The sequence below is a fragment of the Pantoea sp. CS_6 genome, assembly GCF_041954745.1.
GTDB classification, from domain to species: domain Bacteria; phylum Pseudomonadota; class Gammaproteobacteria; order Enterobacterales; family Enterobacteriaceae; genus Pantoea; species Pantoea stewartii.
Genome location: NZ_JAVAYG010000009.1, coordinates 1 through 22295, shown reverse-complemented (window position 1 = coordinate 22295; position 22295 = coordinate 1). Strand labels below are relative to the sequence as shown.

The following is a 22295-nucleotide window of genomic DNA, read 5'->3' as shown; positions in this document are numbered from 1 at the left end:
TGTGATTTCAATCGTTAAGTAACGAAAAGGTGAACAATTATCTAAATTTCTTTCCGAAGGACTATTTTTCCAAAGATAGAGAGCAGGTCGTTACGAATTACACGCCGAAAAGTTCGGTCGTCATGCTGTTTTAAAGCGTGCTTTAGATCACATAATAAGCATTCGCACCGTAGCAGGTTTTATCGTTCTGTAATTACCTGAGCTAAGAATCAATAAATAAACCCTTTATGGACAGTTACTTAAAAAGAATCACCGCCTCATTTTTTCGTAATGGCGATAAAAAGGGTCTATTGACATCGAAGACGGGTTCAGAATCGTAAAATGCTTATTCCCCGTGACCACATTTCATTGCCGTTTAACCGGATAGAGAGTGATTCACAGCTGGAAAATTCCAGGAATGCGTGATTATTTTGATAAAAAGTTGTGAAGTAAAAGTTAAATGTGAAAAAGTTTTTCAGATAATTTCCGCGTGGGTATTTAACATTGCGAGGTGAAATAACCGATGAGACAAATGTCGCCTTACCGCATCTTTGGTAACACGTGCACCGTGCCTCGTCGTCGCGCACGGTGCAAACTTCAGCTATTCACGTCCGATAATGACCAGGTGACGTTCACCCTCAAGCTGAGGTACCCGCAATGCAACCACGCTATCAAGCGCATAGCCCGCAGGCAGGTTGGCAATTTCATCATCAGGCCGTACGCCTTTAAGAGCATAAAAGTGGCCGTCTTCCGCCGGTAAGTGGTGGCACCAGCTCATCATATCGTCCAGGGAGGCAAAGGCACGGCTGATGACGCCGTCAAATGGCGGCTCTGCAGGAAAGTCCTCTACCCTGCTCTGCACTGGCGTGATATTGGTCAAACCGAGTTCATGCTGGACCTGTCGTAAAAAACGCACACGCTTACCGAGGCTGTCCAGTAAAGTGAAATGCGCATCAGGCATGACGATAGACAGAGGAATACCAGGTAAGCCCGGCCCTGTCCCGACATCGATAAAGCGGGCACCTTTAAGATGCGGCGCAACCACAATGCTGTCCAGAATATGACGCACCAGCATCTGCTGGGGATCCCGTACGGACGTCAGATTATAGGCTTTATTCCATTTATCCAGCAGCCCGACATAGGCTACCAGTTGCTGTTTTTGTTGATCGGTAAGAGAAATGTTTGCCGCTTGCAGCAGCGAAGTGAGTTTGTTGATCACAGCATCAGTCCAGTCAGCGGGGGCAGGTAAGCCCGCCCCGGTTCAGATCAGGCGCTTTTGCGCAACAGACCTTGTTTTTTCAGGTAAATAAGTAAAATCGAAATTGCCGCAGGCGTAATGCCTGAAATGCGTGACGCCTGACCAATTGACGTGGGTTTATGATCGTTCAGCTTGGCGATAACTTCATTGGAAAGACCGCTGACCTGACGATAATCCAGTGTCGCAGGCAGTAATGTATTTTCGTTACGCAGCTGACGTTCAATCTCTTCCTGCTGGCGCGCAATATAACCTTCGTATTTCACCTGGATTTCGACCTGCTCAGCAGCCTGCTCATCGGTTAACGCCGGGCCAAATGCTTCCAGCGTCATCAGTTTCAGGTAGGTCATTTCAGGACGACGGAGCAAATCTTCACCGCTGGCTTCTTTCGTCAACGGTGCGCTGGTTACGGTATTCACGTCGGCGATGTTTGCGGATTTAGGATGGACCCAAATATCACGCAGTCGCTGACGCTCCTGCTCGATCGCTTCCAGCTTCTGGTTAAAGCGCGCCCAGCGCGCATCGTCCACCAGACCGAGTTCGCGACCCGTTTTCGTCAGACGCAAATCGGCGTTGTCTTCACGCAGCATCAAACGGTATTCAGCACGGGAGGTAAACATGCGATACGGTTCTTTGGTGCCGAGCGTACAAAGATCGTCCACCAGTACGCCCAGATAGGCCTGGTCACGACGTGGCGCCCAGCTTTCCTTGTCAGCAGACTGTCTTGCCGCATTCAGGCCTGCCAGCAAGCCCTGGGCCGCCGCTTCTTCGTAACCGGTGGTACCGTTGATCTGGCCAGCAAAGAACAGACCGGCAATAAATTTGCTTTCTAGCGTGGGTTTCAGATCACGTGGGTCGAAAAAATCATACTCAATGGCATAGCCCGGGCGCACGATTTTTGCATTTTCCATACCCTGCATAGAACGTACGATCTGCATCTGCACATCGAATGGCAGGCTGGTGGAGATACCGTTCGGGTAGATCTCGTTGCTGGTCAGCCCTTCAGGCTCAAGGAAAATCTGATGCGAATTGCGATCGGCAAAGCGCATGACTTTGTCTTCAATCGAAGGGCAATAGCGTGGGCCGATCCCTTCGATGATCCCGGCATACATGGGGCTACGATCGAGGTTATTGCGGATCACATCATGCGTTTTTTCATTGGTATAGGTGATCCAGCACGGAACCTGCTGAGGATGCTGTGACGCGCTTCCCATGAACGAAAACACAGGCATGGGGTTGTCGCCATGCTGCGGCGATAACACGCTGAAGTCGATGCTACGTGCGTCAATACGCGGCGGAGTGCCGGTTTTCAGACGATTAACACGTAAGGGTAACGCACGCAGACGTTTCGCCAGCGGGATAGAAGGGGGATCACCCGCGCGTCCACCGCTGTAGTTATCCAGCCCGATATGAATTTTCCCGTCAAGGAACGTGCCCACGGTTAACACAACGGTTTTGGCACGGAACTTCAGGCCCATTTGCGTCACAGCACCGACGACACGATCGTTTTCAACGATGAGATCATCGACGGCCTGCTGGAAGATCATCAGGTTGGGCTGATTCTCCAGTGCTGTACGCACAGCCTGACGGTAAAGCACGCGGTCGGCCTGCGCACGCGTTGCCCGAACAGCAGGGCCTTTACTGGCGTTTAGTATCCTAAACTGAATGCCGGCCTGGTCGATCGCGCTGGCCATCAAACCGCCTAAGGCATCCACTTCCTTTACCAAATGTCCTTTGCCGATACCACCGATCGCCGGATTGCAGGACATTTGTCCCAGCGTATCAATGTTATGGGTCAGTAACAGGGTTTGCTGACCCATTCGGGCTGCTGCCATGGCAGCTTCCGTGCCCGCATGACCACCACCAATAACGATGACGTCAAAAGGATCTTGATAAAACATGAAGTGGTACCTCGTTGATGAATAGTCAGAGATCGTTCTCTCTGGGCGGTGGATTCTACTGAAATTATGGCTGAGGCGAAAGCAGCGGGATCGTCAGGTTTAAAAGATAAGATCTTTATTCTTTATATGATCTCTCTGTTAGATCTCTTATTAGGATCGCCATGCCTTGTGGATATCTGCGGAAACCTCAAAGGAAACAAGTTGGTAGCGAGGATCGATACCTGTGAATGATCGGTGATCCCGATCCGTATAAGCTGGGATCAAAACAGGTCCTTATCCACAGCTCAGAAAGTAAACTACGGTTGTTCTTTGGATAACTACCGGTTATACGCAGAAAAGCAGGGTAGTTATCCACAAAAAAAACAGCAGGATCCGACGAAAAACAATATTATCTGCTGGGGATCGTCATTATTTCACGATCCCACACCCGCTCAGATCGCGGATTTCCAGGTCATCACCCATTCTTCAGCCGGATCTTCAGGGATCTCATGTTCGAGAATGTCGATTTCCAGTCGTTCACCGATACGCTGCGCGCCGCAGGCAATCAGCAGAGCATCAATATTGCGGATGGCGCCACAAAACAGATCGTACTCATGATTGCCAATGCCGACAGCCCCAAAACGGACGGCAGACAGATCGGGACGGCTTTCATTAATAGCATCATAAAAAGGTTGCAGATTGTCAGGTAACTCACCGGCGCCGTGGGTTGAACTTACCACCAGCCAGATGCCTTCCTGCGGCACCTCTTCCAGCTCAGGGCCATGCAGCATCTGCGTAGAGAAGCCCGCTTCCTGCAGTTTTTCTTCGAGATGTTCGGCAACATATTCGGCGCTGCCTAAGGTGCTGCCACTGATTAACGTAATGTCGGCCATCGTGCTCTCCTGAGGTGAAGCCGGTATTGTACGCTGTGATCAAGCAGTGATCCACCTGTGGAAAACAAGGTTATTAGTTTAGATAAACCCGATGCAGCCGTTGTCAGACGGCTGATCGTCAAAGGATAAGATTGTGCACAAGCCGGTGGAAAGATCAGGGCTTGATGGTTCGCATAATTGGATTTTGCAGTGAGATCAGTGTCTCAGTGGACTGGATTTCGTCGATGGTCTGGATCTTATTGATTAACACCTGCTGCAGGGCATCGATAGAACGACACATGACTTTAATGAAAATACTGTAGTGCCCGGTGGTGTACCAGGCTTCCACGACCTCATCCAGGGCTTCAAGCTTGCTGAGGGCTGCCGGGTAATCACGGGCGCTTTTCAGGATAATGCCGATAAAACAGCAGACATCAAAACCCAGCTGACGCGGGTCAATCTCGACCCGCGTGCCCAGAATGATGCCCGCCTGCTTCATCTTTTCGACGCGTACATGAATCGTTCCCGGACTGACATTGAACTGTTTGGCCAGCTCGGCGTAGGCGGTTCGCGCATTTTCCAGCAGGGCATTCAGAATGCCCCGGTCCAGATTATCCAGCTGCAGATGGTCAGGCATTGTCATCCTCGTTATCGTTTTTCTTCAATGAACTGAGGAGAATGTGCAGCAAAATAACGGCCCTGGCAACCAACGGACAGCGGCATGTGCCGCTGCCCACGGGTTAACGCTTACGCCAGAGCGTGACCTGGGCAAGCGTGTGCTGGAACTTACGGGCGGTTTCACGAATCACAAACGGCACGTCCTGTGGCGAACCGATTTGCTCAAAGTCTGCCGCCAGCAGGCGTTGTAGCGCCTGTAAAGTCGTCAGCGCTTCGCCATTTTCCCTTACCCCGCCCAACCAGTTTTCCTTCGGCGTAAACTCTTCAAGCCAGGTGTACGGCGATGACAGAACCAGAAGGCCACCCGAGCGGATCATGGGGGTGACATCATGAAGGAACCGGGCCGGCTGGCGCAGGCGATCAATCAGATTTGATGCCAGGACCAGATCGTAACGTGTAGGCTGGGGTTTCATATTACAGGCATCACCCTGGATAAACTGAATACGCTTTGCCTGTTCGCTGGTAACAGAAAAGTCCTTAAGCCTTACCTGACGATACTCAACCAACTCGCCTTCTTCCGGCACGACATAACGGAAATCCTCACCCGTGGTCAGCTGTAACGCGACATCAATAAAGCGTGCCGAGTAATCCATGCCGGTCACATGCGCAAAGTGACGTGCCAGCTCAAAGCTCGCGCGGCCCGTCGCGCAGCCGATATCCAGTGCCTCTCCGCGGTTCTTACAGTGCGGCAGCGCCAGTGTGACCAGCGCTTCTGCATAGTTATCAACGCCGAAATACCGTGGGCCGTACTGGAAATCGAGATATTGTGAAACCATGCTGTCGGTTTCATAAGGGTTCAGCGCCATGGTTTCCTGATGGGAAGAAACGACATAGCGGAAGCCGGCATGCTGGAAAAAGTGGCGACGGAAGGCATAACGTGACGATTTAATGGCTTCATTGCCAGTCGATATCCAACTGCCACCTTTAATAAGTGAATGCTTACCATCAAAGGTAGGTGTCGAGAAATCATCGTAAAGGGGATGAACTTTGAAGCCTTCAAAGCCATTAGTTGGCGTAGTCGTCCACTGCCAGACGTTCCCCACGATGTCAAAGAACTCACCCTGTGGGAAGCGATCAACCGGACAGGATGAAGCCCAGTAGGCCAGGTTTATGTTGCCCGGCGCCTGATCCCAGTCTGGCTGGTCGCCTTCAACCTGTTCACGCAACTGGTACCATTCTGCTTCGCAAGGCAACTGCACAGATTTTCCGGTTTCCTCGGCTTTCCAGCGGCAAAACGCGGCCGCTTCCAACTGATTCACCTCAGCAGGCCAGTCCCATGGCATTGCCACTTCTTCGCACATCAAACGCAGTTTTAGCTGATCGGGCATCGCGGCGTTGCCGACCCAGAAGGTCGGCATTGTCGCCCTGGCAAACTTACGCCAGCCCAGCCCTTCTTCATCCCACCAGCGATCGTTCTGGTAACCGCCCGCTTCGATAAAGGTATAAAACTCGGCATTACTGACCAGCATTTTGCTGGCTTTAAACGGTTTCAGCTCGGTCTGCTGCGTGCCGTATTCGTTGTCCCAGCCGTAGGTGTCATCGGTTTTACCCAGCGTAATCAGTCCGCCTGGCTGAGAAACCAGGCTGTTTGTCGGGACGGACTGGCGATCGTGACGCGCTTCGCTGCAGACCGGCCATTGTGGTTGCGGTTTTACCCATTCAACCGGTAACTGACGAATCAGCACGCTGGATGTTTCAAGATGAATACGTTCATGCTCAATGCCCATCAAAATAACCCAGGCCGGACTGTCCCAGCTAACAGGCAATTCCAGCGGCATCGTTTCAATAAACTGCGTCACCAGTGCTTTCACACTGCCGCGATAATCGCGTACAGCTTCCACTGAAGGCCAGTCATAGTGACTGTCATTAAGATCATCCCAGCTCATTTCATCGACGCCTATTGCCAGCATCGCTTCGATGCGATCGTCAATACGTGAGTCGATGTAGCGGCCTGCCATGAGCTTGTTTATATAAAAGGTGGCGGTGTGGCCGAAATAGAAGATCAGCGGATGACGCAGCGGTATCGCTTTTGTAAACCAGGCGCGTTGATCGTTGAGGCAGGTAAACAGATCCTCGTACAGCGCCCAGGTCTGGTTGAAATAAGCCAGGAGCTCGGCACGTTTTTGTTCGACGTTTTGGCCAGAGAGCAGCAATGTTCGGGTTGGGGCTGGCAAATCATGATGGTGTTGAACAGCGTTCACAGGACACTCCAGATTGCTGAATAAGTAATTGCAGATATTTACTATAAAGCAAAATGGAATTTCTGCCGTAGGGCTTAACGGCGCCAGTGACGCAATAAACGGCTTTTTATGCCGGTATCAAAACGCCAGATATGGTCAAAGATACGCATGATGCCGGGTTTTCCGTGCGCAGACATGGCGACAGCGTGAAAGCGTTGCTGCTGCTGTTGCTGGCGATGTTTAACGCTGCGCACAACCTCCTCTGGCAGGCGTTGCGCGATAAAATCAGACACGATGACGGCATCCGCATCCTGCCATTGCGGCCCTTCCATGCGGGCAATGATGGCGGAAAGGCAGGCTGCCAGGTCGGTGCCACCGCGAAAACGCTGGCTGAGAAAACGAATGGCCTGCTCTAGTCCGTCATCGCCCGTTAATTCGTAACCAATTACGTCATGCGCGAATAACATGATGTAACAGCGCCGCCGATCGGCCAGCGCAATCTTGAGAAGGGCCAGGCAAAAGGCTTTTGCACATCGCTCATTGAAACCGCCCATTGAGCCGGACGTATCGACACAAACGATAAAGGGGCCACGTGGCTGTTCTTCATGCTGCTGGTGGCTGACCGGACGCTGAGTGATCTTTTCGTGCCAGGCGTCACCCTGAAGTTTGTAAGTAAGTAATCGCTTCTCTACCAGGCGGCGGTAAAACTCAAGTTCCAGTTCACTGACGCTTAATGCCGCAAGCTCAGGCGGTAATAAACGCAGCACATCATCGCTCTGATGAATGCCGCTGACTTCTTCCGGCACGGCATCCGGTTCGCGTACCAGATGATGGAATGTTTCCAGCGGGGCATCCTGTGAAGGCACCGACTTTGCTTCCCGGCTGCGGCCCAGTTGCTGAGCCAGCTTCATTAATTCAGGCTGATGCGCAAGAAAATCCCCATATTGCAGCATCAACTGGTAATCGCCGTGCTGGAGCGGGGCTTTGCCCATATCCCATAAGCGTCCGGCTGCGGCTTCGTCATCATCCGCCAGTACCGGCGCCAGCTGCCCGCTCAGTGCCATACGTTGCTGCAACTCTGCCATCAGACGTTCACGCTGCTGCTCAAGGAGTTGTTCATTCAGCGTGAGCGTTTGCAGTGTGAGGCTGAGCCGCCAGCGTTGCAGGAATAAGGTATGTTGTGCGGTGCTGAGATTACCGGGATCGTTATGCAGCAGCAGCCGTCGAGCTTCCTCTAAGAAAGGGGACGTCAGGCGTTCGAGGTGAGCAAACGTTTCATCAAGCTGCTGGCTAAATTCACGATCGCTGAGTAACTGAATACGCTGAAACAGCTGAAATTCTTCCGCCAGCATGTCGGGAACGGGCGTGGCTTTGAGTTCGGCGTCAATCTCGGCTTTCCAGCGAGGGACGTCACGTAGCAGCGCCTTCTTCATACCGGGAAATTTTTCAAAGAACAGTGCCAGCTGTGGAGACGCGAGTAAGGCCAGAATAAGCTCTTCAATCAGGTCCGTTTCGCCGATTGACAGCAATGTACTCAGCGTCTCCAGTGAGATCATTTACGCGCCTGTTTGAGCTGTTCCGCCACATCCTGCAGGCTGGTTTCGACGCGTGCCAGCCAGTCATCGCTGATAAACAGGCAACGTTGCTGCTGGCTGAAAAGGTGACGCTGTTGACGCAACTGGCCGTCAAGTTCATCCAGCGCGTCGCTGATTTCCTGCGGCAAGGCATCGGCGCTGCTGGCACCCGGCAATGTCAGCCTGGCGGTTTGCAAACTGACGTCGCGTATCGCCAGGCAGTGCTGCGCATCCACCAGCAAATCCAGCGTCTGCGCAAAACCGATGCCATTTAATTTACCGCGCACATCACCACCTTTTTGCAGCCAGTGATCCAGCGCTTCGCGCTCGATCACCAAATGCGTCACCTGCATGTCGTGCAGCACCAGGGGTTTCTGCAACATCAGGGTTAACTGTGCCTCGGTAAAGCTTTCGGGCAAATCGTAATGGGGTTTACGGCTAAACATACCGCTGTGTTTTTCCAGCGTGATCGCGGCAGCGACGCTTTGCTGCTGTTGCAACGCCAGCCGGCGCGCTTTGAGCTGCTGGAGTTTCAGCAGGATCGTTTGCTGTTGCCAGGCGTGCTGCGTCATCAACTGATCGATTTCACTGTCCAGAATTTTCATCGACGCGACGTCGTGCCACAGGCAGTCCTTAAGCAGGATCAGATCGAGGGGCGCTATCGCATTGCGGCCACTGTAAAAAGCGCTGGCCTGCAACAGGTGAATGGCTTTTTTCCAGCGGCGATCGGAAATGTAGGGTGCCTCTGGTAGCTTCTCCAGGTGCTGACGTAGCTGGTAAATCAGTTCAAAGACATTATCCGGCAACGCAACCTGACTGATGCCTTGCTGCCATTGCACATATTCTTCGTCACTGATGCGCAGCGACTCGGCTACCGGATTGTCATTTTCATCCTGCTGGTGGGTCAGCATGCTGCGGAAGTTTTGTTTTTCATGCACGTTGTCCAGCCACAGGCGGATCAACATACGGTCATACAGGGCTTCCAGTCCGCTGTCGGCTTCCGGTAACTCATTCGAGGCGGTGACCAGCAGGCGCATCGGAATTTTTTCTTCGCTATCGCCATTACGAAAGCGGCGTTCGTTGATGGCGGTGAGCAGCGTATTCAGGATGGCCGGGCCGGCTTTCCAGATCTCATCCAGAAAAACGATTTCAGCGTCCGGTAAATAACCTTTGGTCAGCCTCTGATAACGGCCTTCATCTTTCAATGCCTGGATGGAAAGGGGACCAAAGACTTCTTCCGGTGTGGAGAAGCGGGTCATCAAATATTCAAAGGCACGGGCATGTTGAAAGGCGCATTTCAGTCGGCGGGCAATCAGGCTTTTTGCAATACCTGGCGGGCCAAGTAAAAAAACGCTTTCGCCGCTAAGTGCGGCCAGCAAACAAAGGCGAATGGCATGATGTCGCTCATACAAACCTTTTTCTAACGCATTGCTGAGCCGAGAAATTCTTTCTGCCAAAAGATGGGGTTGAGCCATAATCACATCTATGTCCTTACGATCGTCGAGCCGCAGCGTTTTAGCGAACGCAATACTCTATAGGGTATGATGCGCGAAAGCGTTAATCGATGTCAGCTTTTTTGTTTCATAAGGTTCGATAGCGCGGCTTTTAATGTTAATAAGAACGCAAGAAATCAGGGGATGACCGCCTGTAACCCTGACGGCGGAGTATAAATTTTCGTGAATACGTGCATACTGTGCGCTTTTTGATGGCTTGAGCGCCTCTCAGAATCTAACAAAAGATCATTTTATGAGCTCTGATAATAAGCACTCACTAGGCGGATTAACGCTGGCGGCTATTGGGGTCGTCTATGGCGATATCGGTACCAGCCCGCTTTATACCTTACGAGAATGTCTTTCGGGACAGTTTGGTTTTGGCGTTGAACGGGATGCCGTCTTTGGCTTTCTTTCGCTGATTTTCTGGCTGCTGGTGCTGGTGGTCTCGTTGAAATACATCAGCTACGTTATGCGTGCTGATAATGCCGGAGAAGGCGGTATTCTGACGCTGATGTCGTTGGCGGGCCGACATACGGGCGGGCGCATAACGGCAACGCTGGTAATTATGGGACTGATTGGCGGCAGCTTCTTCTATGGCGAAGTGGTGATTACGCCAGCCGTCTCCGTGTTGTCAGCGATTGAAGGGCTGGAAATCGCCGCGCCCAACCTGGACAGCTATATTGTTCCGCTGGCAATCACCGTGCTTACGCTGCTGTTTATTATCCAGAAACACGGTACAGGGATTGTCGGTAAACTGTTTGCGCCGGTCATGCTGCTGTGGTTTATCGTGCTGGCAATACTGGGCGCACGAAGCATTGCCAACAATCCTGAGGTACTCCAGGCGCTGAATCCTTACTGGGCGCTGCACTTCTTTGTGGAATATAAATCGGTGTCCTTCTTTGCGCTTGGCGCCGTTGTGCTGGCGATTACGGGCGTTGAAGCGCTGTATGCAGACATGGGGCACTTCGGTAAGTTTCCTATTCGCCTGGCGTGGTTTGTGGTGGTGCTGCCGTCGCTGGTGCTCAACTATTTTGGTCAGGGTGCGCTGTTGCTGAAACACCCGGAAGCGATCAAAAACCCGTTTTTCCTGCTGGCACCCGACTGGGCGCTTGTCCCCATGTTGATTCTGGCAACGTTAGCCACCGTCATCGCCTCGCAGGCGGTTATTTCCGGCGTATTCTCGTTAACCCGCCAGGCCGTGCGTCTCGGCTATCTGCCGCCCATGCGCATTGTTCATACCTCAGAAAAAGAGTCAGGCCAGATCTATATCCCAATCATTAACTGGCTGCTCTATTTCTCTGTGGTGATTGTGATTATTGGTTTTGAGCATTCGAGTAATCTCGCTGCGGCATACGGGATTGCGGTCACGGGCACAATGGTGCTGACCTCTGTGCTTTGCGCGACCGTCGCGATAATGAACTGGCACTGGAATCGCTATCTGGTTGGACTGATTTTGATTGCCATGCTGTGCATTGACGTATCCCTGTTCTCGGCCAACCTGATCAAGATTTTCTCCGGTGGCTGGCTGCCGCTGACTCTGGCATTGATGATGTTTATCGTGATGACGACATGGAAGAGTGAACGCTTCCGTTTGCTGCGTCGTATGCATGAACACGGCAACTCTCTGGAGGCAATGATTGCTTCTCTGGAAAAATCGCCGCCTGTGCGCGTGCCCGGAACGGCGGTTTATATGTCACGCGCACTAAATGTGATCCCTTTTGCCATGCTGCATAACCTTAAGCACAATAAGGTGCTGCACGAACGCGTGGTGTTATTAACACTGCGCACAGAAGACGCGCCCTATGTGCATAACGTCAGACGCGTGACTATCGAACAGTTGTCGCCGACCTTCTGGCGTGTGGTAGCCAGTTACGGCTGGCGTGAAACGCCAAACGTAGAGGAGATTTTCCATCGTTGTGGGCTGGAGGGACTGAACTGCCGCATGATGGAGACCTCATTCTTTATGTCTCATGAGTCGCTGATTATCGGCAAACGGCCATGGTATCTGCGACTGCGCGGCAAGCTGTTCATGACGCTACAGCGCAATGCGCTACGTGCGCCAGATCAGTTTGAGATTCCGCCCAACCGGGTGATTGAACTGGGTACCCAGGTCGAGATTTAACAGCATGCGCCTGCCTGTCAGGCGCTTTTTTTACCAGCTCAGGCTGACGCACAGCCCGCCTTCCGGAAGCTGACTGAAGTGCAGCGTCATGCCATGTAACTGGGCAATATTGCGCACAATAGATAAACCTAATCCACTGCCGCTTTTCTCCTGCCCTGGCGGACGCCAGAAACGCTCACCCAGTCGTTGTAGCGCGTCGGGTGATAAACGGTTGCCGTTATCTTCCACTCGCAATCTTCCTGACTGAAGAATCAGATCTACGTTGCTGCCTGGCGGTGTATAACGAATGGCGTTATCAAGCAGATTCCTTATCAGCAAAGACAGCAGCAAGGGATGTCCCGAAATGACCGGATCGGCTTCAGCATTGAAGCGCAACCGGATATTACTTTTCTCTGCCAGCGGCAGCTGTGAGGCCAGGGTTTCCTGCGCCACTTTCTTCAGCATGACAGGCTGGAACGCGTTACGGACATCCTCTGCTTCAATACGCGACAGCGTCAGTAACTGATCCACCAGACGTGTCGCCCGGACAATGCCCGCATCCAACTGCTGAAGTGCATGCGTGCGCATTGCCTCGTCATCGGCGGCCAGTTGGATGACCTCGCTTTGTACCTGCAGGGCCGCCAGCGGACTGCGTAATTCGTGCGCCGCATCGGACGTGAAGCGGCGTTCCCGCTGCACCATCGTATGAATTCGACCAAACAGCCCATTCAGCGCGTCAATGACCGGGCGCACCTCTTTCGGCACGTGGTCAGCCTGTAAAGGCGCATCATCATCAGGTGCGCGTTGAGCCAGTTGCTGGCTGAGCTTTTCTAGCGGGCGGAGTTCATACCAGACCAGACCCGTTAACATCAGCAGCATAAAGGGGAGTGAAATCAGCCAGGGCAGCGTGCTGGTCTTCACGATATCGTTGGCCATGTCATCCCGGTATTCCCATTCCTGACCCACCACTACGCGGTAGCGTTGATCGGGCGTGGTCAGCCAGACTAACCGCCAGGGATCGTCATCGTCCCTGAGCTGACCATTCAGAAAGCCCTGATGATCGGCATTAAAGAGAAGATCTTTGCCGTTATCGCCATCGTTGAGGACCGGTTTTCCATCACGCGTAAAGACGGCAAAGGCCAGCGCATCATCATCCTGTTCGCCCCGGTTATGGGGCAGTATTTTTTTACTCCTGGGAAGCGAGGTTTCGTTCACTGAGGTGAAATTCAGCGTCAGCAGGCGCTTTGCAAGTAACAGTTGCTGCGTATCAAACAGCTCATTGATCGTGTCGCGCGTCTGGTAGCGAGCGCTCAGCGTGGCCGCTCCCCAGCAGATGCCGAGTATCAACATCAGGCCAATGCCCAGACGCAGGAATAAGCTCATCGATCGCATTCGCTTTCCCCCAGCGTATAGCCCACGCCGTGGATCGTGCGAATAAAGCGTTGGCCTAATTTCCTGCGCAGATGATGAATATGCACCTCCACCGCATTACTCGAAACCTCGGTATCCCAGGTGTAAAGTTTTTCTTCTAACTGGCTGCGCGTCAGCACGCGCCCCGGGTTACGCATAAACAGTTCCAGCAGCGCCATCTCGCGGCTTTTTAGTTCAACGCTGGCCCCGTTTTGTACCACGCTGAGGTTACCGGGGATCAATACGACATCGCCGTGACGCAGTTCGGGTTGCAGTTGCCCGTGGCGTCGTCGAATCAGTGCCTGTAAACGCGCGGCGACTTCGGTCAGCGCAAAGGGTTTGCACAGATAATCGTCCGCGCCCATCTGTAATCCTTCAACCCGTTGGTCGAGTGCATCGCGCGCCGTCAGAATGAGTACCGGGACATCGTAGCCCTGCTGACGCCACTGGCGCAGAATGTCCAGCCCGTCACGCTCCGGCAGGGACAAATCAAGCACAACCGCATCCCACGGGGCGGCATTCAGGGCCTGAAATCCGGCCTCGCCTGAGACAAACCAGTCGACGCTAAACCCCAGCTTGCTGAGTCCAGCCTTAATGCCGTCGCCGATCAGGCGATCGTCCTCAATCAGTAAAATGCGCATCGTCTCTCCCTTTTAATAAGCGATTTATACGAAGCGAAATGGCGGTTGTACAGCGAGTCTGGCTAAAAAAAGAGGATATTTTCCCCTTAAGATCCTGTTAAGAACTGTGTGGTTTACTGCTTTCACTGAAAGAACGGATTCACAGACAAGAGGTGACGAAATGAAAAAGTATGCTGCACTTATCGCTGTAACACTGTTAGCGTCTGCGCCTGTACTGGCGGCACAACAAGGCGGTTTTGTTGACCCGAATGCGCCTGCACCGGCAGCACACACGCAGCAGGGTGGTTTTCACGCCGATCACACCAGCGTCGTGACGGTGAAGCAGGCTGAAGCGATGAAAGATGACAGCTGGATTACCGTAAGGGGCCAGCTTGAAAAACAAACGGGTAACGAAGATTATTTGTTCCGCGATGAAAGCGGCACAATGACGGTCGAGATCGACCATAAACGCTGGAATGGCGTCACTGTTTCGCCGAAAGATCGGGTTGAGCTGACAGGTGAACTGGATAAAGATTTCAACAGCATTGAACTGGATGTGAAACAGGTTAAGAAGCTCCCTTAATCTCCCGTGACCGGACCGTATTGACGGTCCGGTTTTCCTTTCATAACAGTCCCTAACTCAAATTCCCTCCGGCAATATCGAAACGTTTCGATAGCGATCACAAATTTCTTCTCCAGTGGTTGAATTGTAACCTTCTTTTTATACACTCCAGAAAGCGAAACGTTTCGCTCTGGAGTGGAAAAATGAAAAAAGGTCGCCTGTTAAACGCTGAACTCTCTTACGTTATCGCCCGCCTGGGCCATACAGATACGTTGACGATCGCTGATGCGGGGTTGCCCATTCCGGCAGAAACGCAGCGTATCGATCTGGCACTGATACCGGGTACGCCAGGCTTCATGCAGGTGGTGGAAGCGGTAACGCATGAGATGCAGGTGGAAAGCGCCTTTATCGCGGAAGAAATTAAGCAACACAATCCGCAGCTCCATAGCGAACTGATCGCCGTGCTCGACGCATTGCAACAGCACCAGGGAAATCGCATTACCATCCGCTACATCAGTCATGAACAGTTTAAACAACAAACACAACGTAGCCAGGCGGTCATTCGCAGCGGAGAGTGCTCTCCGTATGCGAATGTCATCCTGAGTGCCGGTGTGACCTTCTGAGGCCGTTATGCAACCGTTACTGCAGCTCAAAGGCATCGAAAAAGCCTTTCCGGGCGTGAAAGCATTAAATGGCGCGTCGCTGTCCGTCTGGGCAGGGCGCGTTATGGCATTAGTCGGTGAGAATGGCGCCGGCAAGTCCACCATGATGAAGGTGCTGACCGGGATTTATACCCGTGATGCCGGATCACTGCAGTGGCTGGGCGAAGAAACCACCTTCAGTGGACCGAAAGCCTCGCAGGAAGCCGGTATCGGCATTATCCATCAGGAGCTCAACCTGATTCCGCAGTTGACTGTGGCAGAAAACATCTTTCTTGGGCGTGAATTCGTTAATGGCTTTGGTCGCATTAACTGGAAGCGGATGTATGCCGAGGCGGATGCGCTCCTGAAACGCCTGAATCTGCGTTTTAGCAGTCACAAGCTGGTGGGCGATTTATCCATCGGCGATCAACAAATGGTCGAAATTGCCAAGGTTCTGAGCTTTGAATCGAAAGTCATCATTATGGATGAGCCCACGGATGCGCTGACGGATACCGAAACATTGTCCTTGTTCCGGGTGATCAATGAACTGAAGGCGCAAGGATGCGGCATCGTTTATATCTCTCATCGCATGAAAGAAATTTTTGAGATTTGTGATGACGTGACGGTCTTCCGTGACGGGCAATTTATTGCAGAGCGTCCGGTCGCCGAGATGAGCGAAGAGAGCCTGATCGAAATGATGGTGGGACGCAAATTAGAAGATCAGTATCCCCATCTGGATGAGGCGCCCGGCGAAATTCGTCTTAAGGTTCAGAACCTCAGCGGCCCTAGCGTGGATGACGTCAGCTTCACCTTACGTAAAGGCGAAATTCTCGGCGTATCGGGCCTGATGGGCGCAGGCCGGACAGAGTTAATGAAAATTTTGTATGGTGCCTTGCCCCGTACCGGGGGGCAGGTCTGGCTGAGTGGACGTGAAGTCGTGATCCGTTCTCCTCAGGATGGCCTGGCTAACGGCATCGTTTATATCTCCGAAGATCGCAAGCGCGATGGCCTGGTGTTAGGCATGTCAGTCAAAGAAAACATGTCGCTTACCGCCTTACGCTATTTCAGTCACCCGGCTGGCAGACTGCGCCATGCGGAAGAGCAGCTCGCTGTAAAAGATTTCATTCGCTTATTTAACGTGAAAACGCCGTCGATGGAGCAGCCGATTGGCCTGTTATCGGGCGGGAATCAGCAGAAGGTGGCGATAGCCCGTGGATTGATGACGCGCCCTAACGTGTTGATTCTTGACGAACCGACGCGCGGCGTGGACGTCGGGGCCAAAAAAGAGATCTATCAGCTGATTAATCAGTTCAAAGCTGAAGGGCTGAGCATCATCCTGGTGTCGTCAGAAATGCCAGAGGTGCTGGGCATGAGTGACCGCATTGTCGTGATGCATGAAGGCCGTTTAAGCGGCGAATTTAGCCGTGAAGAAGCTACCCAGGAAAGCCTGATGGCAGCAGCCGTCGGTAAGCAACACAGTGAGGATTTAGTTGTATGACCACCCAAACCGTTCCATCTAACCGTCGCTGGTTCAGCAAAGCCTGGCTACTTGAGCAAAAATCGCTGATTGCGCTGATTGTGTTGATTGCTGTTGTGGCGAGCCAGAGCCCGAATTTCTTTACTGTGGCCAACCTGTTCAACATTCTTCAGCAGACGTCGGTCAATGCCATCATGGCCGTGGGAATGACCCTGGTCATTTTAACGTCCGGCATCGATCTTTCCGTCGGCTCGCTGCTGGCGCTGACGGGCGCGGTGGCCGCCTCGCTGGTGGGCATGGAGGTGAATGCCTTTGTTGCTGTTGCAGCCTCCCTGGTGCTGGGCGCGGCGATTGGTGCGGTCACGGGAACCATCGTGGCGCGGGGCAAGGTGCAGGCGTTTATCGCTACGCTGGTCATGATGTTACTGCTGCGCGGCGTCACCATGGTTTATACCAACGGCAGTCCGGTCAATACCGGTTTTAACGATAATGCCGATCTGTTTGGCTGGATTGGTATTGGTCGTCCGCTGGGTATTCCAACCCCGGTCTGGCTGATGGCGCTGGTGTTTGTCGCCGCCTGGTACATGCTGCATCACACGCGCCTGGGTCGCTATATTTATGCGTTGGGCGGTAATGAGGCGGCCACGCGTCTCTCCGGCATCAACGTTAACCGTGTGAAAGTTATTGTTTACTCACTGTCTGGCATGCTGGCCGCGCTGGCGGGATCGATTGAAGTGGCGCGTCTGTCTTCTGCCCAGCCAACAGCGGGTACAGGCTATGAACTGGACGCTATCGCGGCTGTCGTGCTGGGCGGAACGAGTCTGGCAGGCGGTAAAGGCCGCGTCGTTGGCACCTTAATTGGCGCATTAATCCTTGGCTTTTTAAACAATGGATTAAATCTGATGGGTGTATCTTCCTACTACCAGATGATCGTCAAAGCAGTCGTTATTCTGCTGGCGGTGCTGGTGGATAATAAAAGCAGCAAATAACTCAGACTCTTATACAGGATAAAATGATGAAAAAGTTAACTGCACTCGCTGTCATTCTTGGCGCAACCCTCAGCGCCAGCGCAATGGCGAAAGATACCATTGCCCTTGTTATCTCTACGCTGAATAACCCGTTCTTTGTGTCCCTGAAAGACGGCGCGCAAAAAGAAGCGGATAAACTGGGTTACAACCTGGTCGTGCTGGATTCACAGAACAACCCTGCGAAAGAACTGGCTAACGTGCAGGATCTGACGGTTCGCGGCACCAAAGCACTGCTGATCAACCCAACCGATTCTGACTCTGTAGGCAATGCCATCAAGCTGGCTAACCAGGCAAAAATCCCTGTTATCACGCTGGATCGCGTGGCGGCTCAGGGTACCGTGGTAAGCCATGTTGCATCTGATAACCGCTTCGGCGGAAAAATGGCAGGTGACTTTATTGCCCGTAAACTGGGTGATGGCGCGAAAATCATCGAATTAGAAGGGATCGCGGGAACTTCAGCAGCCCGTGAACGTGGCGAAGGCTTCCAGAAAGCCGTTGATGCACACAAGTTCAAAGTTCTGGCCAGCCAGCCTGCTGACTTTGACCGTACTAAAGGCCTGAACGTGATGCAGAACCTGTTGCAGGCGCATCCAGATGTGCAGGCGGTATTTGCCCAGAACGACGAAATGGCACTGGGTGCCCTGCGTGCACTGCAGACTGCTGGCAAGACCGATGTGCTGGTGGTGGGCTTTGACGGCACGCCAGATGGTGTGAAAGCCGTTGAAGGCGGTAAGCTGGCGGCGACCGTTGCTCAGATGCCAGAGAAAATTGGCATGATCGGCGTTCAGACTGCTGATAAAGTGCTGAAAGGCGAAAAAGTGCAGGCAGTTTATCCAGTTGATTTGAAACTGGTTACTAAATAAATCAAAGAAAAGCAGGGCACTGCGCCACCCATCGGTGGCGCACTTATTTCGGACTCTCCCAATGAGCAAACACGCAAAACTGGCCGTTCTCGGCAGCATCAATGCTGACCATATCCTTAATCTGGCACACTTTCCCCGTCCCGGCGAAACGGTGATCGGGCAAAAATATCAGATTGCGTTTGGTGGTAAAGGCGCCAATCAGGCGGTTGCGGCCGGCCGTGCGGGCGCTGATATTGCCTTTATTGCTTGTGTCGGTGCCGATGACATTGGTGAACGTGTCTGTCAGCAACTCGCGCAGGATAAGATTGATACCCAGCCGGTAGAGGTCATTGAGGGTGAATCGACGGGCGTTGCGATGATCTTCGTCAATGGCGAAGGCGAAAATAATATAGGCATCTATTCCGGTGCTAATGCCGCGTTAACGCCAGCCTACGTCGCGCGTCACCAGCAGGTTATCGCCGGGGCTGACGCATTACTGATGCAGCTTGAATCACCACTGGACAGCGTGGTAGCGGCGGCAACCCTTGCCCGACAGCATCAGACGCAGGTCATTTTGAATCCTGCGCCAGCAACGGCTCTGCCGGACAGTCTGTTAGCGCTGGTTGACGTGATTACGCCAAACGAGACTGAGGCTGAAATCCTGACAGGAATTGCCGTCAGAAATGATGAGGACGCTGCGCGTGCGGCGGCTGCGTTACATAATAAAGGCATCCCCACTGTCTTGATCACCCTGGGACGCCGTGGCGTCTGGCTGAGTGAAAAGGGCCAGGGGCAACGTGTTGCGGGTTTTGACGTGAAAGCCGTAGATACGATTGCGGCGGGTGATACGTTTAACGGCGCGTTTATCACAGCACGTCTTGAAGGCAAGGCCATGCTGGATGCCGTTCGCTTTGCGCACGCTGCTGCGGCAATTGCGGTAACCCGTTCGGGAGCACAGCCCTCTGTACCCTGGCGTGCCGAGATCGACGACTTTTTACAGCAACAGGGTTAAGCGCTTGGCTACGATGAAAGATGTCGCCCGGCTGGCGGGCGTCTCCACCTCAACGGTTTCACACGTCATCAACAAGAATCGTTTTGTGAGCGATGGTGTACGTGAAAAAATCGAACAGGCAATTCGCGATCTGAACTATGCGCCGTCGGCACTGGCTCGTAGCCTCAAGCTTAACCAAACCCATACGATCGGCATGCTACTGACCGCCAGCAGTAACCCCTTTTATGCCGAAGTGGTACGTGGTGTTGAAGACAGCTGTTATGAGCGTGGATACAGCCTGATTCTGTGCAATACCGCCGGGGACGAAGACCGGATGAATCGTAGCCTGGAAACCTTGCTGCAAAAGCGGGTCGATGGTTTGCTGATTATGTGCACGGAAAGCCATTTACCGTCGGCGGACATCCTGAATCGTTATCCTTCTATTCCTATGGTGATGATGGACTGGGCGCCTTTCGAAGGGCGGGGCGATATCATTCAGGATAACGCGCTGTTGGGGGGGGAACTGGCGACACAGCATCTGATTGACAGCGGATATTCGCGTATCGCCTGTATTTCCGGGCCGCTTGATAAAACCCCGGCGCGCATGCGCCTTGAAGGTTTTCATCAGGCAATGCAGAAAAACGGTCTGGAGGTCCCGCCAGACTATGTCGTGAGCGGTGACTTTGAGTTTGCGGGCGGTTATAACGCCATGTTCGAACTGTTGGCGCTGGATACCCCACCGCATGCCGTTTTTACCAGCAACGACGCGATGGCGGTTGGGGTTTACCATGCACTGCATCAGGCCGGCTTGCAGATTCCTCAGGATATGGCGGTGATGGGATATGATGACGTGGAACTGGCGCGCTATATGTCGCCACCGCTGAGCACCATTCATCAACCGAAAGATGAGCTGGGTGAACTGGCTATTGATACGTTGATTTATCGTCTGAGTAATCCCGACGTCAGCCAGCAGACGCTGGTACTGACGCCGGAACTGGTTCCGCGGGGATCGGTTTAAGCTTTCTTCTTTTTATCGCGATTTTTAATCAGGTTGCGTCCGTCGCCATTGCGCAGCATCGTAAACGTCAGCGCTGACAGGACGGTGACGATGCCCATCGTCAGGAAGGTAGAATGGAACTGTTCTACTGTCGTGCTATCAAATTCCTGATAAAAGCGCAGGACGGCTGCACTGACGGCCACCCCAAAGCTGATCGCGAGCTGCTGTGTCACCGCGAGTACACTGTTGCCGCCACTGGCATTGTCGTCATCCAAATCAGCCAGGGTAATGGTGTTCATTGCCGTAAACTGGGTGGACATCGCCATACCTAACAGGAAGAGCGGAATTAATAAGAACGCAATATCCTCAGAAGGTGACTGCAGCGAGAAGCTGGCGATCATCACGCCAATGATCATCGTAATACTGACTAACAGGCGGCGATAGCCAAACCAGCGCAGTAATTGCGTCACGCTTTGTTTAGCCAGAATGGAGCCAATGGCTGTGGGGGCCATCATGCAGCCAGCCAGAATCGCAGAATAGCCAAATCCTACCTGAAGCATCAGCGGCATCAAAAACGGCACGCAGCCAGTGCCCAGCCGCGAAGCGATGTTACCAATGATGCCTACCGAGAATGTGCGTGTCTTAAACATGGGCAGATTGATCAACGGCGAGGGATGACGCCGGGCATGGGCTATATAGAGGAGCAACAAGACAACGCCGCCAGTCAGAACGCCTGCCGCAAGCCAGGGTGAGACAATACGCTCACCAAACAGCTCTATGCCGGTAGAGATCATCACTAATCCAATGCCGAACAATAAAAATCCCAGAAAGTCGAAGCGGCGCTTTGGTGTCGTGAAGTCAGGCATGAATTTACGTGCATAGACGATGCCGAGCAGACCTATCGGAATGTTTATCAGGAAGATCCAGTGCCAGGTGGCATAGGTCACCATGATTCCCCCCAGCAACGGCCCCAGTATCGGTCCGACTAATCCCGGCATGGTGACAAAGTTGAGAATAGGTAAGAGTTCACTACGGGGATAGGCACGCAGAAGTGCCAGCCGCGCGACGGGCATCATCATCGCGCCACCCACGCCCTGAATAACGCGCGATGTGACCAGTATTGATAAGGAAGGCGATAAGGCACAGGCAAGTGAACCCAGCGTAAACAGCGAAACGGCAATAATAAAGATCTTGCGTGTGCCAAAGCGGTCTGCAAGCCATCCACTAACCGGAATAAGCATGGCAACAGTTAAGGTGTAGCTGATAACGGCGGACTGCATGGCTAGCGGGGAACGTTCAAGGCTGGTAGCGATCGCGGGCAGCGCGGTATTGAGTATCGTGGCATCCAGTGACTGCATAAAGAAGGCCATAGCGGCAATCCATGGCAGACCGGCCATACTGCGCGCGGATTTAATCATTGAGCGTCCTTCGTAATGTCTTCGGCAAAGAATATAAAAAAGAATAGCATTGGCAGAAATGCACAATACGCCTCTTTCAACCGATATGTGGTGATTTCCGTGCGTTATTTACGCAGGATCTGTTGCTTTTTACCCCGTTCGTTTAAAAATGAATCGCTCAGTCATTTTTTTATAATTAATGCTTGTCACCCAGAAAGAACGCCCTATAATGCGCCTCCACTGACACGGCACAACGGCTTACGGAATGCGGTGTTCAGCAGAGAACTCCCCGGAGTTTTCGCCGGAGAAAAACTTCTC

The 22295-nt window shown here is 52.8% G+C and carries 18 protein-coding genes; 8 read left to right on the top strand and 10 right to left on the bottom strand.

Features of this window, described 5'->3' with window-relative positions:
* Window positions 1-580: 580 nt before the first annotated feature.
* From rsmG to ravA, 7 genes are all read right to left on the bottom strand, one after another.
* Window positions 581-1198: a 16S rRNA (guanine(527)-N(7))-methyltransferase RsmG gene (gene rsmG, locus RAC90_RS14415; protein ID WP_375124487.1), complete on the bottom strand. Its 618-nt coding sequence runs from the start codon at window positions 1196-1198 to the stop codon at window positions 581-583.
* Between the two features lie 47 nt (window positions 1199-1245).
* Window positions 1246-3135: a tRNA uridine-5-carboxymethylaminomethyl(34) synthesis enzyme MnmG gene (mnmG, locus tag RAC90_RS14410; protein ID WP_375124486.1), complete on the bottom strand. Its 1890-nt coding sequence runs from the start codon at window positions 3133-3135 to the stop codon at window positions 1246-1248.
* Window positions 3136-3566: 431 nt separating this feature from the next.
* Entirely contained in the window at window positions 3567-4007 is a 441-nt protein-coding gene (gene mioC / locus RAC90_RS14405) for an FMN-binding protein MioC (RefSeq protein WP_033737219.1), read from the bottom strand.
* A gap of 154 nt (window positions 4008-4161) precedes the next feature.
* The gene (gene asnC, locus RAC90_RS14400) at window positions 4162-4623 is read right to left on the bottom strand and encodes a transcriptional regulator AsnC (RefSeq protein ID WP_006121192.1); all 462 of its coding nucleotides are present in this window, start codon (window positions 4621-4623) and stop codon (window positions 4162-4164) included.
* Between the two features lie 103 nt (window positions 4624-4726).
* Complete coding sequence (ovoA, locus tag RAC90_RS14395) at window positions 4727-6865, bottom strand: 5-histidylcysteine sulfoxide synthase (RefSeq protein WP_058701550.1); 2139 nt, start codon at window positions 6863-6865, stop codon at window positions 4727-4729.
* Window positions 6866-6939: 74 nt separating this feature from the next.
* Window positions 6940-8400, bottom strand: a complete 1461-nt coding sequence (gene viaA, locus RAC90_RS14390) for an ATPase RavA stimulator ViaA (RefSeq protein ID WP_375124485.1) — start codon at window positions 8398-8400, stop codon at window positions 6940-6942.
* Window positions 8397-9893, bottom strand: a complete 1497-nt coding sequence (gene ravA / locus RAC90_RS14385) for an ATPase RavA (RefSeq protein WP_033737396.1) — start codon at window positions 9891-9893, stop codon at window positions 8397-8399. Before ravA ends, viaA begins: the two co-directional genes overlap by 4 nt.
* A gap of 271 nt (window positions 9894-10164) precedes the next feature.
* Between ravA and kup the strand changes: the two genes are divergently transcribed.
* On the top strand, window positions 10165-12033 hold the full coding sequence (gene kup, locus RAC90_RS14380) for a low affinity potassium transporter Kup (RefSeq protein ID WP_006121188.1): 1869 nt from the start codon (window positions 10165-10167) through the stop codon (window positions 12031-12033).
* A 30-nt stretch (window positions 12034-12063) separates the two neighbouring features.
* Here kup and qseC read toward each other — a convergent pair whose 3' ends face one another.
* Together qseC and qseB are read right to left on the bottom strand one after the other, a co-directional pair.
* The gene (qseC, locus tag RAC90_RS14375; protein ID WP_375124484.1) at window positions 12064-13404 is read right to left on the bottom strand and encodes a quorum sensing histidine kinase QseC; all 1341 of its coding nucleotides are present in this window, start codon (window positions 13402-13404) and stop codon (window positions 12064-12066) included.
* Window positions 13392-14063, bottom strand: coding sequence for a quorum sensing response regulator transcription factor QseB (qseB, locus tag RAC90_RS14370; protein WP_006121187.1), 672 nt, complete (start codon window positions 14061-14063; stop codon window positions 13392-13394). Before qseB ends, qseC begins: the two co-directional genes overlap by 13 nt.
* A gap of 160 nt (window positions 14064-14223) precedes the next feature.
* On the opposite strand from qseB, the gene RAC90_RS14365 reads away from it, so the two are divergent.
* The 7 genes from RAC90_RS14365 (at window position 14224) to rbsR (ending at window position 20601) form a co-directional block, all read left to right on the top strand.
* Complete coding sequence (locus RAC90_RS14365; RefSeq protein WP_006121186.1) at window positions 14224-14625, top strand: YgiW/YdeI family stress tolerance OB fold protein; 402 nt, start codon at window positions 14224-14226, stop codon at window positions 14623-14625.
* Window positions 14626-14807: 182 nt separating this feature from the next.
* Entirely contained in the window at window positions 14808-15227 is a 420-nt protein-coding gene (rbsD, locus tag RAC90_RS14360; protein ID WP_006121185.1) for a D-ribose pyranase, read from the top strand.
* 7 nt (window positions 15228-15234) lie between these two features.
* Window positions 15235-16743, top strand: a complete 1509-nt coding sequence (gene rbsA, locus RAC90_RS14355) for a ribose ABC transporter ATP-binding protein RbsA (RefSeq protein ID WP_375124483.1) — start codon at window positions 15235-15237, stop codon at window positions 16741-16743.
* Window positions 16740-17711 (top strand): ribose ABC transporter permease, encoded by a 972-nt coding sequence (gene rbsC, locus RAC90_RS14350; RefSeq protein ID WP_006121183.1) that lies wholly within the window; start codon window positions 16740-16742, stop codon window positions 17709-17711. The genes rbsA and rbsC overlap by 4 nt, the downstream gene beginning before the upstream one ends.
* Before the next feature lie 26 nt (window positions 17712-17737).
* Window positions 17738-18613 carry a ribose ABC transporter substrate-binding protein RbsB gene (rbsB, locus tag RAC90_RS14345; RefSeq protein ID WP_033737208.1) on the top strand — a complete coding sequence of 292 codons (876 nt, stop codon included), beginning with the start codon at window positions 17738-17740 and terminating at the stop codon, window positions 18611-18613.
* 61 nt (window positions 18614-18674) lie between these two features.
* Window positions 18675-19604 carry a ribokinase gene (gene rbsK, locus RAC90_RS14340; RefSeq protein ID WP_006121181.1) on the top strand — a complete coding sequence of 310 codons (930 nt, stop codon included), beginning with the start codon at window positions 18675-18677 and terminating at the stop codon, window positions 19602-19604.
* Window positions 19605-19617: 13 nt separating this feature from the next.
* A complete protein-coding gene (rbsR, locus tag RAC90_RS14335) occupies window positions 19618-20601 on the top strand; it encodes a ribose operon transcriptional repressor RbsR (protein WP_054634791.1) in 984 nt (327 codons plus the stop codon).
* Here rbsR and mdtD read toward each other — a convergent pair.
* Complete coding sequence (gene mdtD / locus RAC90_RS14330) at window positions 20598-21998, bottom strand: multidrug transporter subunit MdtD (RefSeq protein WP_006121179.1); 1401 nt, start codon at window positions 21996-21998, stop codon at window positions 20598-20600. The two genes, rbsR and mdtD, sit on opposite strands and share 4 nt — an antisense overlap.
* Window positions 21999-22295 lie beyond the last annotated feature (297 nt).